The organism is Stenotrophomonas sp. TWI587 (genome assembly GCF_039674145.1).
In the GTDB taxonomy this organism is placed as follows: domain Bacteria; phylum Pseudomonadota; class Gammaproteobacteria; order Xanthomonadales; family Xanthomonadaceae; genus Stenotrophomonas; species Stenotrophomonas maltophilia_AY.
This window is the reverse complement of record NZ_JBDJMW010000010.1, coordinates 97,320-110,519: the sequence shown is the minus strand read 5'-3', so window position 1 is coordinate 110,519 and position 13,200 is coordinate 97,320. Positions and strand designations below refer to the sequence as shown.

General features: G+C 58.6%; 14 protein-coding genes. 6 read left to right on the top strand and 8 right to left on the bottom strand.

The annotated features are described in order from the left end of the window. Positions 1–88: 88 nt before the first annotated feature. On the bottom strand, positions 89–1,624 hold the full coding sequence (locus ABE464_RS16150; protein ID WP_346472761.1) for a MobA/MobL family protein: 1,536 nt from the start codon (positions 1,622–1,624) through the stop codon (positions 89–91). Positions 1,625–2,034: 410 nt separating this feature from the next. Between ABE464_RS16150 and ABE464_RS16145 the strand changes: the two genes are divergently transcribed. From ABE464_RS16145 to ABE464_RS16130, 4 genes are read left to right on the top strand one after another with little or no spacing between them, the layout of a single operon-like run. Next, on the top strand, positions 2,035–3,174 hold the full coding sequence (locus ABE464_RS16145; RefSeq protein ID WP_346472760.1) for a site-specific DNA-methyltransferase: 1,140 nt from the start codon (positions 2,035–2,037) through the stop codon (positions 3,172–3,174). Next, positions 3,140–3,676: a hypothetical protein gene (locus ABE464_RS16140; protein WP_346472759.1), complete on the top strand. Its 537-nt coding sequence runs from the start codon at positions 3,140–3,142 to the stop codon at positions 3,674–3,676. Before ABE464_RS16145 ends, ABE464_RS16140 begins: the two co-directional genes overlap by 35 nt. Next, complete coding sequence (locus tag ABE464_RS16135) at positions 3,673–4,674, top strand: AAA family ATPase (RefSeq protein WP_346472758.1); 1,002 nt, start codon at positions 3,673–3,675, stop codon at positions 4,672–4,674. The genes ABE464_RS16140 and ABE464_RS16135 overlap by 4 nt, the downstream gene beginning before the upstream one ends. Next, on the top strand, positions 4,671–6,044 hold the full coding sequence (locus ABE464_RS16130) for a hypothetical protein (protein WP_346472757.1): 1,374 nt from the start codon (positions 4,671–4,673) through the stop codon (positions 6,042–6,044). The genes ABE464_RS16135 and ABE464_RS16130 overlap by 4 nt, the downstream gene beginning before the upstream one ends. Positions 6,045–6,201: 157 nt before the next feature. Here the strand turns inward: ABE464_RS16130 and ABE464_RS16125 are convergent, their stop codons facing one another. From ABE464_RS16125 to ABE464_RS16110, 4 genes are all read right to left on the bottom strand, one after another. Further along, positions 6,202–7,188 carry a CBASS cGAMP-activated phospholipase gene (locus ABE464_RS16125; RefSeq protein WP_346472756.1) on the bottom strand — a complete coding sequence of 329 codons (987 nt, stop codon included), beginning with the start codon at positions 7,186–7,188 and terminating at the stop codon, positions 6,202–6,204. Next, on the bottom strand, positions 7,189–7,656 hold the full coding sequence (locus tag ABE464_RS16120) for a hypothetical protein (RefSeq protein ID WP_346472755.1): 468 nt from the start codon (positions 7,654–7,656) through the stop codon (positions 7,189–7,191). Continuing rightward, positions 7,653–8,039: a hypothetical protein gene (locus tag ABE464_RS16115; protein ID WP_346472754.1), complete on the bottom strand. Its 387-nt coding sequence runs from the start codon at positions 8,037–8,039 to the stop codon at positions 7,653–7,655. The genes ABE464_RS16120 and ABE464_RS16115 overlap by 4 nt, the downstream gene beginning before the upstream one ends. A 263-nt stretch (positions 8,040–8,302) precedes the next feature. Continuing rightward, positions 8,303–8,449: a hypothetical protein gene (locus ABE464_RS16110; RefSeq protein WP_346472753.1), complete on the bottom strand. Its 147-nt coding sequence runs from the start codon at positions 8,447–8,449 to the stop codon at positions 8,303–8,305. A 352-nt stretch (positions 8,450–8,801) separates the two neighbouring features. On the opposite strand from ABE464_RS16110, the gene ABE464_RS16105 reads away from it, so the two are divergent. Further along, the gene (locus ABE464_RS16105; protein ID WP_346472752.1) at positions 8,802–10,193 is read left to right on the top strand and encodes a site-specific integrase; all 1,392 of its coding nucleotides are present in this window, start codon (positions 8,802–8,804) and stop codon (positions 10,191–10,193) included. A gap of 70 nt (positions 10,194–10,263) precedes the next feature. Here the strand turns inward: ABE464_RS16105 and ABE464_RS16100 are convergent, their stop codons facing one another. The 3 genes from ABE464_RS16100 to ABE464_RS16090 all read right to left on the bottom strand — a co-directional run bounded on the left by ABE464_RS16100 (position 10,264) and on the right by ABE464_RS16090 (position 12,232). Beyond that, complete coding sequence (locus tag ABE464_RS16100) at positions 10,264–10,797, bottom strand: H-NS family nucleoid-associated regulatory protein (protein ID WP_346472751.1); 534 nt, start codon at positions 10,795–10,797, stop codon at positions 10,264–10,266. Positions 10,798–10,928: 131 nt separating this feature from the next. Beyond that, positions 10,929–11,888 (bottom strand): toll/interleukin-1 receptor domain-containing protein, encoded by a 960-nt coding sequence (locus ABE464_RS16095; RefSeq protein WP_346472750.1) that lies wholly within the window; start codon positions 11,886–11,888, stop codon positions 10,929–10,931. A 38-nt stretch (positions 11,889–11,926) separates the two neighbouring features. Beyond that, the gene (locus tag ABE464_RS16090) at positions 11,927–12,232 is read right to left on the bottom strand and encodes a transcriptional regulator (protein WP_346472783.1); all 306 of its coding nucleotides are present in this window, start codon (positions 12,230–12,232) and stop codon (positions 11,927–11,929) included. Between the two features lie 130 nt (positions 12,233–12,362). Here ABE464_RS16090 and ABE464_RS16085 point away from each other — a divergent pair, with 130 nt between their 5' ends. Beyond that, positions 12,363–13,139: a hypothetical protein gene (locus tag ABE464_RS16085; protein WP_346472749.1), complete on the top strand. Its 777-nt coding sequence runs from the start codon at positions 12,363–12,365 to the stop codon at positions 13,137–13,139. Positions 13,140–13,200 lie beyond the last annotated feature (61 nt).

Below are 13,200 nucleotides of genomic sequence, written 5' to 3'. Positions count from 1 at the left end.
AAGCCAGCTCCCACCAGAGTGCCATCAGCGGGCCCCGGCCGTCGATGAACAAAAGCCCCGCGAAATGCGGGGCTTGTTCTATCTGTCGTCAGTGGAACTTTGGCCCGCGATGACTCGGCGAAGGTGGAGTTAAAGCGCCAGCCACCACGGGCTGCGGAGCGTGAGCCTGCGGAACCAAGACCTGGCGCGGCGAGGGCAACGCCTCGAGCAGCGCTGCTTTTCTCACGATTTCCGCATCAATCAGGCTCAGTTCTTGCTCTGACGCCCTCTGCTGCGCCGACTTCAACTCCGCCGCGCGCGTTTCCAGCACCGATAACCGTCGCCCCCGGCGCTGGGTCCACTCCGGCTTGGAGTAACAGGTCGAGCCAAGGGGGTAGTCAGCGTTGAAGCGCTCCCACTCCTGCTCTGCCATGTGATTCAGCCGGGTGGCCCGGCCGAGGGACAGCAGCCGGCGAGCTCGTCCCACAATCAGGTTCCTGAGGGCGCGAACCTGAAGAACCGCCGTGGTGACCCACTGGCGCAGCTCGACGGTTTCGAGGTCCCGATCCAGCTGTTGCTTCACCCACTCCAGCGCCGCTCGAATCTTCCCCATCGCCAGGTCGGCCCTTGCCCGGGAAATCTCTTCTGCGTCCCGCAGGGATTGGGCGACCCAATGGGCCAAGCTGACGGGGCCTTGCTCCGGCGGCGCATGAGAGGTGCTCAGGACGTGTTGAAGCCGCACCCCAGACACCCCCCGCATCTCCATGCCAGGCGGGAGCCCGGCTGTTTCCTTGTTGAGCACCCGCGCCCCACCTGCATCCCGCTGGTCGAGAGTTGGCATGGGCTTTCCTGCCAGCCCTGCTTTGCGCATCAGGTAGTCGAGATGCGCTTCATTGTCCTCTGCAATCTCGTCGTTCGTTCTCGCTTTAACGGTGTCGACGCCTTTGCCAGCCAGGGCGGTCGCCCGCTTGCCTAAGTGCTGCGTGGGCTCTCGGGAAAGCGCCAATGCCTCTAGGTCATCGCCCCGCTCCATTGCCGACCGGGCTTGCTCGGCCAGGCTGCGGTGGTCAATCGTGCTGGTGAACCCGGCCGCCTCCAGGTGGGCGTTGGTCGTCGCTGCGACCATTTCCCGAATCCACTGCACCTGGACCTTGCCGGAGGGACCCACGTCCAGCTCTCTCGTCTTCTCGCCTAAGCCTTCTGGCCCCACGCGCCGCGTGGTCGCCAGGATGTGGACATGGTGATTGAGGCCATCCGGAGTGCCGGGGGCGTGGATGCTGGCTTGGACAGCGAAGGCATATCGTTCTACAAGCGCATCGGCGATGGCGAATGCCAGATGCGCCCGTTGCTCTTCGGACAACTCGTGGGGCAAGGAGACTTCGAACTCCCTAGCCACCGTCGAGTCTTTCCGGCGCTCGGCGGCTTCGGCGACCGCCCAGAGCTCCCGGGGGTCCAAGGCCCACTCGGGGGAGTCTGGAGGGGCGATACAGAAGCTTTCAACGACACCGCTGCGGCGGCGGTAGTCGTGGTGTTGCCCGGTGAGCAGATCTGCGAGCAGCAGGCCGCCCCGGTAGGCGGCCGCAGCGACAGCGGACTGCCCTCGGCCGCGGCTGAACGTCTTGATTGAGGTGTGGAAGATGGCCATAGAGATTCCTGTGAAGACAGGATTCTTTATGGACCAGCTTTTGCCGTTGGCAAGCCTCGCAGAGGCTTGGGGTTCCAGGGGCGCAGCCCTTGGCGCACGCATCCGTCAGGATGCCTAAGTGCGCTATTCGCCCCTTCGTTCAGGCGCAGGGTCCACGTGGCCGCTTGCGCCACGGCGACCTGGTGATAGCATGCCGCGCCCGGGTCGATACAAACACTTGGACGGGCCAATCTCAGCCTATGAGAGCCGCCTCTGGGAAGCTCTGGGAGGGGGTCGACGACGTCCAATCGCTGTGCTACAAAGTGGATACAGGCATGTTGTCCGCGCTCCTTAGGGGATGGCGGCTCAGGCACCAATGATCGAACGCCATTTCTGTGGTGCGATCACGCATTTCATTGTTCGAGACATCTATGGCAGTCAAGAAAAACCCAGAATCTACCGGCGACCAAAACGTCAGTTCGCCGACCTACTGTGAGATTCAGGCAGATGCTCGAGATATCCCCTTGGAGCCGGCCACCGTCGATGTAGTCGTCACGTCCCCTCCGTATTGGAAAAAGCGCGACTACAGCTTTGCTGGGCAGATCGGCCAAGAGCCGACCCCAAAAGAATTTGCCTCTACCATTGTTGACTGCATGCGAGAGTGGCGACGCCTGCTTACACCCCACGGCTCAGTCTTCGTCAATCTCGGTGACACCTACCACAACAAGTCGCTGGCAGGCATCCCTGGTCGAGTTGAAGCCGCGGCTGCTGACGACGGCTGGATCCTCAGAAACCGAATCATCTGGGCGAAGGAGGGAGGCATGCCCGAGCCGGCAAAGAACCGCCTGGCCAATCGCCATGAATACATCCTTCATTTCAGCAAGGATGCTGACTACTATTACGACGCCTTCGGCTACTCCGAGCAGTTCGGAAACGGAAGCACCCAGGGCGACGTATGGAACATAGCCCTACAGAGAAGCATGGGAAGTCACCTTGCCCCCTTCCCGGAAGAGCTAGTCGAGCGCGCGTTGACTCTCGCATGCCCACTCATGGTCTGCAACTCCTGCGGTCGGCCCCGGGAGCGGATCATCGCGAGAACCGGTGAGCTCGACCCCTCTCGCCCGCAAGCAGCAAGAGCAATGGCGTTGGCCAAGAAAAACGGCCTCACATCCGCTCATATCGCCGCAATCCAAGCGACCGGCATCTCCGATGCAGGCAAAGCCCTCAAGGTGCAAACAGGGACGGGAAAGAATACGGCCCGAGTTCAGGCGCTGGCTGCGGAGGCCAAGCTGGCATTAGGGGGTTATTTCCGAGAATTCACCTTCGCAAAGAAGCGAACCGCAGGATGGTCTGACTGTGGCTGCAACGCCGGCTTCCGCCCCGGCACGGTGCTCGATCCCTTTAAGGGGACAGGAACCACCCTCCGGGTCGCCAAGCGCATGCAGCGATCTGCGGTCGGTGTAGACTTTGCTCCATTAACGGACCGAGCCGTATGGAGCGACAGTGGCACCGACAATGAGGCTGAACAGGGACGCGGTGCGCGCCGCGTGGGAGCAGCTCGAGGCAAGTAAGGCCCACGCTCACTTCCTTGGCTATCTGGCGATCTGTGAGGCCGCTCAGACCAGCGGCCGAACGGAAGACTTGCGTGTCAATTTTAAGGGATTCTTTGACCGCTTCTTACGTGCAAACGGCATGTCGGAAGATGTCCCGTATATCAAGCCTTTTGGCGGTCCAACGAACAACAAGAACGTGGCCGGGTCATACGCGCCTAGTTCCCTCAGAGACGTTGCGCCACTGATGAAAGTGGCAACCATAAACAGAAGCGCAACTCCTGCCACATTCAGCCTACTTCCAGAGCATGCCAGCCTCGCGCTTCAGCACCTCTTGGGCGGCAGACCTGCCTCGGTTCTCGCCCTGGGCGTGTTTCTCTATCGGGATTACCTGATAGATCCGACTATCGCGAGCCACGACGGCATGGAAACTCTTACCAAAAGTGAGTTTGGACTGTCCGACGAAGCGGTGGAATTGGCTTACTCCACTCCTTTCTTCTATAAGGGGAGCCTGTTTCGATGAACAGCCCGCAGCCAACCACGCTTAAGCAGATCGTGTCGCCCAACGACCGTTATAGTAAGGAGGACCTCGGTATATCGACGCAGGAAGGCCCGAGTGAGGCCTCTTCCGAGGACCAGCCGCTCACAGATTTGGAAGACGTAGAAGATGTCATCCCCGAAGATCATCCTCTCTGGCTAGCCGTCAACGAGGCCAAAATGGACGGCTACGGGGGAGTGATCCTAAGCGGACCGCCCGGGACAGGGAAGAGCTGGTATGCCCAGAAAATCGCGGCGCAGCTTTCCGGCTCCCCACTTCGCGTAAGATCGGTTCAGTTCCACACCGGCTATCAATACGAAGACTTCGTGCAAGGCTGGGAGCCAGATGGTTTAGGGGGGTTTGAGCGCACCAACCGGCATCTCCTAACCATAGCCAAGGCAGCTCGGGACGATCGGGAGCATACCTACGTGCTGGTGATTGACGAGATCAGCCGGGCAGATGTTCCCCGGGTGCTCGGGGAAGCACTGACCTATCTCGAGATGTCGCTGCGTGATAAGCCTTTCTACTTGGCCTCTGGTCAGGTTGCAGAAATCCCAAGGAACCTATTTGTCGTCGCGACGATGAACCCGTGGGACGTATCGGTAGATGAACTTGACGTCGCATTGGAGCGTCGCTTTGCGCACATAGAGGTGCCGCCTAGCACCGATGAACTCTTAGGCATTCTAGATAGCAATGGCGCTAACACGGAGACGAAAGAACTCTGCAGCCAGCTTTTCACCTTACTTCAGGCCTCCAGCAATAGCATGATGCACCTCGGGCACGCCTACTTCTCAAGAGTGAAGGATGAGGCCTCCCTAGAGCGGCTCTGGAAGTTCCAGATCTGGCCCCACATCAAGCGGGTCACGCGCTTGGACGCATCCGAAGCCGCACGCTTCGACGCTGCGTGGACAGCGCGCAAAGCCAACCGGCCAGCTGCGGCAGCGCCTGCCGACGAAGCGGCGCCCACCGTAGAATCTGAATGATCGGTGACGATGTGATTCCAAATGTCTCACGCCTGCGTCCAGGTGTCGAAGTTTTTGAGGTTGCTGAGCATGGAGAAATCCGGATCGACGCAGACCGCATTTTTCGAGGAGACAAGCTTTTTCTAGACCCATCAGTAGAAAAGGCCGGCTATTTGGCGATCTCGTTGGAAGCAGGACGAATTAAGCTCCGTGCCACGTCTTGGGTCGGCTTCATACCACTGAACGAACATGTTGCCATCCAAGTGCGGCCCCGCGTTCCTATCAGTGTCATGGATGAGCTCCTGTCGCACGTCTCATCCAACAAGCAGCGAATTATTCCGGTGGGCTTCCACGGGTATGGCCACGGGCAGCTGAGACCAAGCAACCTGACCGACCTGCTTGCGGGAAGACTGATCCACCTATCCAAGGTAATTCGGTTGAACGGACTAGACTTCGAATTCGTTCCGGAAATTCTGACCGGCGTGACGCTTTCGGGCGCCCCGATACCTATACAGACACGGCTGCGACAGTTAGCCACTCGCAACCCTACTGAATCTGTCTCGCGCAGATGGAGCCGCTCGGTGGATACCGCGGCAAACCGCGTCATCCTCGCTGCGCTTTCCTATCTCTACTTGGCCTACCAACGACTAGGCAAAGTAAAAGGGGCACCCGCGATGTGCTCCGCCTTGGCGGAAGCCAAAACGATCTTTTCGCGGGTCACGATCAATGACCGGAGATTGAAAGAGACGGCTCTTACGCCAATAACTAAAAAGGCCGCTGCTCGCCCAGAATACGCCGAGGCCTCGGCTCTTGCTTGGACTGTTTTTTCCGGTGCAGGCATCGACCCGACGCAGCCTGGTGGGCTCCGACTGAACCCAGTGGTGATCAACCTTGAAGACACCTTTGAGTGTTTTTTGCGAACCCGTCTGAGCAGCTTGCTGGCCGTCCATCATTTGGGCGTTTTCGATGGCAACATCAATGATGCTGAGGGACATCAGCGCAAGCTCTACCGTCAACCCAAGATGGAAGATGCGCGCGGTATAGAGGTAAAACCGGACCTCGTGATTACTCACAACGAGAAAACGCTCGCGGTTATGGACGTCAAATACCGCCCTTACCGCGGCAAAGTGCCCGACCGGTCGGATGTCGAGCAAGTGGTCACCTATGCGGCCGTCTACCGTGCACGACACGCTATCATCGCCGTTCCGCAGCGGCCGAGAGACAAGCCTTCGATTATCCGGGTCGGAAAGGTGGGTAACGTCAATATTTCGGTTTTGGCCATCGACCTCAACACGGATGACCTATCTGCAGAGCTTGCTCAAGCCGCAGACCAACTCCTAGATCGCATCTCGCCACATCTGCGGAGCACACCAAGCTCCAAGAACATTTGAACGACGGCGACCCAACCGATGCAACCTCAATCATCGTGATTCCCTGGCTCTGACGCCGAAAGGAGACCGTCGCCGATTGATGCCGGCCCGCGGAACTGCCGCCTCCCCTTCCTCCCCTTGTCGGGGGTCTGACTCGGGTGCGGCGAACCGACCCGGATCAGCCAAGTATGGCGGCGAGTGTTTGCCTTTGCTCGCTCGTGAGCGATTGGAAGCAGTTGTCAGCCAGGCTGGTGAGCACCGAGGTGCTCTCCGCGCTGGCTATGTCCAAACCCAAATGCGGCTGCTCATTCGGGCTCGGCGTCTTGTTCAACCTCAAATATCGATCTGTTCCGAGTAGCCTCGTGCACTCATCGACCGCCAGCTGCTCTTGCAGATGCATGCTGAGTTCGATGGTGATCTTGGCCCAGCCAATCCCACGCAGCGGCTTGCTCGAAGGTGCTAGACCATAACTAGGGTTCGCCGTTCCCAGACTCAGCATGAGCGACCGGCTTCTTGGCACCATCTGCTCGATGGCGCGGAGGGCCAGCAGGTCTGGCGCATTCGCGGCTACGCCACCATCGACATAGATCGACTTCTCATGCTCATGAGGCGGGAAGTAGGTTGGCGCGGCTGAGGTAGCCAGCATCGCATCCATCAACGTCATTCCTGTCAGGTCCCGCACGCGAGTGGTTTTGCTTCCCAATAGTTGGAGCTTCGAGGTGTTGAAGTTCACCGTCGTCAGGAGTAGCGGTGGGGCGTGATCAGCCAGCTTGATTTTGCCCGCCTCAGGCATCAGTTCGAGAATGCACTCGGTCAGACGCTTGGGGTCATACGGCGCACTACCTGCCAATCGTCGAACGTTATGCCACGTTCGGGGCGGAAAGATGAGCAGCCCGCTCTTCTTTAAAGCATCTGTGATTTTCTGACCAGACACACCACAGGAGATCGCAGTCGCAATGATCCCGCCAATCGACGTTCCCGAGATCAGGTTGAAGCGAGCTGCAATACCATTCCCGCCCAACTCGTGCGTTTCGATCAGGCTGATCAGTCGCGCAGCAAAGAGACCGCGATAGCCGCCGCCCGAAATGCAAAGAACGCGCGCCTCTTCATGCAGCGGCTTCGGTGGGCCAGGAGGAAGACGGAGGTATTCGCGGGGCTGGCCCATTCAGAGCCGCTCCACCGTGATTCCAAGCCTTTCAAGCACCTCCATGTAGGTGTCATCGATTTCACAGAATGCCAGTTCCATGGCATCTGCTGTCGCAATCAACAACCGCGTGTCTTGGCCAATCGGCCACTGCTCGTGCGACTGGTCCGCATTCACCACCGTGTGCGTGAGATCGGCCTCGGACCGCCACGTAATGAAGCGCCCAATCGTGTCGTCGCTCACACCAATGACCTTCACGCCCTCGGCCTCCAAGGTGGAAATAGTGCGATCAATCTGCAAGAGCCATTTTCGCTGAGCGGCCCCGCTCGCTTGCTGCATGACCACAGACTTCGCAATCGCAACCGCAAGCGAGCTAATGATGCATCGATCTGCAGGCGTCTTATCGCCCCACGCCACGGCCCAGTCTTCCTTCTGACAGATGGCCAGCAGCAGCCCAGGGCCGATCAGTCGCCGCTTCTGGTCATTCACTTCGCCTGTCCCCGCGGCACGATCGAATACATCTCACGAGCACCACGGCTATGAAGTTGCGACAAGTCCACCTTTACGCCGGGTGGATCGATACCCGCCAACGTGCTACTTAGCGATTTGCCTTGGTCTTGGGGCGCCGCGAGGGCAATGACCTGCCTTTCAGATAGCAGAAGGAATCGCTCGTTGTTTCGCGAAAGTTGACTCAGATGACCGCTCAACGCCTCTCGCAGAAGCCCGCTGTAATCAGACTTGAATTTCGAGATGGGCATAGGCTCCTCAATCGCAGCCTGGCCAAGCTTCTTGGCCAAAGCATCCAATGCGTCTTCATAAGGAGAGGCACCTGATAGAGGCATCAAGGTGTTGAAACGCTGCGGAGGAGTCATGGGTTACCCCTATCTGGTCAGAATTTATTGAACGATATGGTCAACCTGACCAGATGTCAACCCATTCCCAACCTCAGCACTGGTGCCTCATGAGGGCCGGCCAAAGCACAGCCGCGCCTAGCCCGGTATGGGTGACGACCTGGGCGGCTTGGGCTTCCCGCTTTCGTAGCCACTCCTCGTTCGCCCACACCCGGCCCCTGCATTGACGCCCAGACTTTACCGCTTTGAAAGGGACAGGCAGCCTGGCGCGCCCGCCAAGTTGCCTATTTCTTGGTCTTCTTGCCCTTATCAGGGGCTTGGCTTAGCGCTGAGGCTGCGGCGGTCTTGGACTTATCCCCGGTTCGGCCGTCGCGCAAAACATGGCTTGCAGCCTTAGCTGCTTTCGGCCCGGTCTGTTCGTTCTTCGCCATGGGTCTCTCCTCACCACCTCGTGGTGGCCCTTAAAGGATATGAAATCCCACCAGAACCCTCGTTAGATTGGATACTATGTTTATCTTGCGTTCATCCTGTGATAGTCAATTAGTTAGCTTACATCGGTTAAACAGTACCAAAATGACTCTGAGGTTTTCCTGCCCCTCTCCGCCCAAGTCATTGATATAGAAAGATTCAGCCCTGGAAAGGACGAGGGTACAAACTTGGCGCTTCATTGAATCCGCCATAGGCCGTGGCGATGCTTACGGTGTTCAAGTCGCCGCCGATTTTGTATTGACCATTTTCTGAGCTGTCTTATTGGTACTTCCATCGAATGATGGAAGCCAAGCAATGCAAACGCCCGCTCTAGAACACCTCCACCAATACCTACTCCACCCCATGGGCACTCTTCAGCTGAGAGGTGTCCAGATGGGCAACCTTCGTATTGAAGAGCTGAACATCACTGGCCGAGAGGCGGCCATCCATGCCCAAGAGATGCTGGACCGGGCAGACGACCGCCAGCGCCGCAGCCGTCGCGCCAATGGATGCACCCAGTATCCAGCCCCGCTCCCCATCGCGTCGGCACCTCGCCTGCTGTCAGTCGAGATTGCCGATTACATCAGGGCCCGTGGCGACCGTGGGCTGACGAGTGGCACGACCGGATCTACGCTTCGCACGCTCACCTTGCTCAAGATGACCTGCGGCGACATTCCGGTGTCGCGTATTGACCATGCCCACATCTATCGCCTGTGGGAACTGCTGCGGTGGGCTCCTCCCTCGCTTCTCTCGGACCCCAAGTATCGCGACTACACATATGAAGAAGCGGTCGCGCTGGGCAAAGAGCTCGCCGTGCAACCACTGGCACCCAAAACGCTTGAGAAGCACCGTCGCTTCCTCTCCACCTTCTTCAAGGGCCTGGTTGACGCAAACGCTATCCCAGCCTCCCCCATGGCAGCGTTCAAGAAGTTCAAGGACGACCTGGCAGAAGACGCAGACAAGGCAGAGCGCCTGTTTGACGAAGAAGACCTGAAGAAGATCTTTGCTCGAGAGACGTTCATACCTTGGGCTGAAAAACATCCGCACCGGTGGTGGATGCCCATGATTGGGCTCTACACTGGGGCTCGCATCAACGAGGTAGCTCAGCTCAAGCTGGCTGACATTGTGCAGATTGATGGCACCTGGTGGATACGTATTCGTGTCACGATCGATCCAGACTTGGCGCATAAGAGCCGCGACCGCAGCCGACAACGCTTAAAAGGCAAATCGGCCATCCGGGACGTGCCCATCGCGCAACCGCTCATTGATGCGGGCTTCTTGGAGTTCGTAGAGGACATGCGGCAGTGCGGTCACCCCCGCCTATTCCCGCACCTTTCCGCTGGCATCAACCGCGAGACGGGAGACTCGAACGCTCGATACAGCCAAGCGGCGCTTAACCAGTTCAGCACCTACATGAAACGCTTAGGCTTCAAGAAAGGCATCGGTTTCCATGCGTTCCGCCACACGATCGCCACGGAGCTTCATCACCAGGACATCCCGGAAGAAGTCATTGCGCTGATTACGGGGCACTCTCCCAACAAACGCGTCGCTGTCTTGCACGAGGCCTATTTCCACAAGAAGCCAGCCTTGGCGCAGAAGAAAAAGCTCCGGACTATCAAGCGCTACAAGCCCAGTGTGGAGCTGCCGAAGTATGAGCGCGGACAGTTTGCCCAGCAGCTGTCCGACCCAAGCAAGTTCTATCCCTGATACGCCGTCCTCGCACTTCCCCACCACTGGACTCAGTTGCCCGTGGTGGGTGACGAAGGTCTGGCAGGTCTTATTGTGCTGCCTTCTTTACAGCGACTCGAGTGGCCTTCTTTGCGACCTTCTTGGCAGGAGCGCGCTTGGTCGGCTTCCTGACGACCTTCTTGGCAGCTTTGGTTGCCTTCTTCTCGGGCTTCCTAGAGGGCTTCAACGAGCCTTCCGCCGGCGGGAACTTGGACTCCGGGTGCGCTTTGGACCAAGTCCGGCCCTCAGCCGACTTCGCCCAAGCAGTGAAGACCTTGGGAGACAGTCCGCGACCAGTCCAAGTCTCACCAGTCGGCAGCCGGTATTTCGGAGCGACCGATCCGAGCTTGCGTCCCTTCATTGGGCCCCGTAGTGCAGCGATAGCGCGCCCGGATTGAACCTCAACAGTGTCGCCGGCGATCTTAGCCACCTGCCGGCGCTGGGCCGGGCTAAGCACCTTTGCATAACGCTGCAGCACGGCCAATGCCTTTGGCACCTCGCCATCTCGCTTCTCGACAAGTTTCTTCTGGGCTTCGAGCTGCTTGATTTCTGCGTTGAGCGATTTCAGGGTCGTGAGGGCCAAAAGGGCTACTCCATTAAAAGGGCAGGATTTGATTTATAGCCCATCCAGGCGACCTTCCGCCATCAAGGACCTCTGACGACGGAGGATCCTGATACGTGAAACCCACAGCCGCCAAAGCCGCTGAACCGACGTTATGCGGACAGCTCCCGTCGGAGCGAAGCTCCAACATGGTAGATCGTTCGTCTTTCTTGAAGACCTTTAGTCAGCTTGATCCCGCCTTCGTGTTCAAGCACAGAGAGGATGTGGTTTATTAGGTAGACCGGCAATCCCAAGTGTTCCGAAAGAGAAATATTTGAGGTCAACTCAGAGTTGACGATGCCGCGGACAACCTTGCCTCGCATCGCCGAATACCCAGGGATAGCTTCACGCGCGTAAAGCTCAAACCCAGCCTCCGTAATCCGAAAGGGCTTAAAACCCGGGCCAAGAGCCTTGAGGTTCTCAATCGCACCGAAGTCCTCAAGGATTTCTAGGCAATCTCGAAGCTCCTGAGCGGGAAGCTTCGGTGTGCTGTTGAGGTCAAAGGCCTCCACCGGATCCACAAACTGATCTCCATCTTTCAGCGCCCTTTCGCAAGCAACATGGATCACCAGACTGTCCGACGCGCTTCGGCCTGCCATTCGGACAGGAGACGGATGCGCATAGGCGGGCAGCTCCCCCAGAGGAGGCTTGGAACTCAGGTTGAAGATGGCTGAGAGAACGCGATCGAAGGACGCATCGTAGTTTTCTGGCTTATCGAACTTCTCATACAGCGTTGCCGTCAATACGCCAGGAATCTCGCAATCGTCGATCACGACAGGGATCAACTTCATCCCATTGGAAATTCTTTTCACAGCAGCCACGTCGAGCTCTTCTCGGACCCACGGCTTTGTGATGCTCGTCTTGGAAAGAACGATGATGAAGGCGTCTGGCGCTTTAAGGCCCTCTTCAAAAATCTTATGGATGAGCTTGTCGCCGGGAAGCATTTCCCATTTATCAACCCATGCATCGACGCCGTGCGCGCGAAGTTTTGTTGCAAACTCAAGGACAAAACTGTCCTTGTCCTCGCTTGCATGACTGACGAAGACCTTCGGGTGAAGAGCAACTGGATCCATCTCACTTTCCTTGTCAATGGTTAGACCACCACTCCCGCTCAATCAGCGGATTTGCTGCTGAGAAGCTTCTTGTACAACTCCCTGCGCTCGGCCTGCGTCATCTTTTTCAATGCCAAGATGAAGGCGGCCGTCGCATCGTCCTCGGCTACCAGATAAGCCATCGGAACGCCTAAAACGTCGGCAAGTTTCCCCAGTCCATCCAAGTCGATACCACTGACTTCCGTCTCATATCGGTTCACGCGGCTGCTGGCCAGCTTCTTATCAAGCCCCATCAAGACCCCCAAGGCTCGCTGGCTGGCGATGCCACGGAGTTCCCTGGCCTGCTTGAGGCGGGCAGCGAACAGGGAGCGGGGGGAAGCCTTGGGCACGTGAACGAATGTTGAAAAGCTGGGCCGACAGCATGACTTGCTACTCCTCTGCATGGCAGACTCTTCATGAAATGTAGCACCCTCCCGACCACCCACAGGGGTTTCCATGAAGAAGAACCAGACAAGGATGGCCACCGCCCTGGCGGCCGCACTGCTTTTGATCACCCAGAGCGCAGGCGCACAAACCCAACCTGAGCGGGAAGAGATGCCTAATAAACCGGGGTTCTTCCGGCAGCTGGGCAGCAGTCTGAAAGACGCGGGGCAGCAGATGGTCGGGGTGAAACCGGCCCAGAGCGGCGCTAAGACCAGCGTCAGCGGCGGGGCCATCTACACCCCGGTCAGTGGGACCGCAAAGATCCGCGGCTTGTTCAAGGCCGACAACCATCAGCTTGCCCAGCAAGGCAAGCTCGACTGGCCGCGCGTTGCCCTGACGTTCCAGGAATGGGGGGCGACGCTGCCCTGCTGGACCGTCCAAGCCCGCATCTGGACGGGGCCGTCCGCGTCGACCACTGAGACCTTCCGGACCTGCGCCAATGCCGCGGTGACCGAGACCGACGACTTGGGCGATGTGGCAGAGCTCAACACGTCGGCCCTTTGGAAGGGACGGGACGCTCTTATGGGCGTTCGAGTGCCTGCCGGCAAGCCCAACACCGGGGCCAACCGTTCCCCCGGGCCCAATCCGCCCAGCCAGCCGTTCGTGGTCAACGTTTCCCGGCCGGGGGTCTCCGACCGCGCCATTGACGTGGCTCTGCGAGTCGGCTGGGTCTCGGGCTTCATCCAGACCGCCGACCTACATCCCGGGGCCAGTGGCCTTCTGATCCCGTTTAAGGATTCCAGGATGTGGATCGCCGGCTTCCAGCCCGAAGGCAACCGCGACCGCTAAGCAGATACCTCGTCGCAATAACTTTGGGGGGCCCTTGGCCGCCCCGCCCACCTCAAGGAAT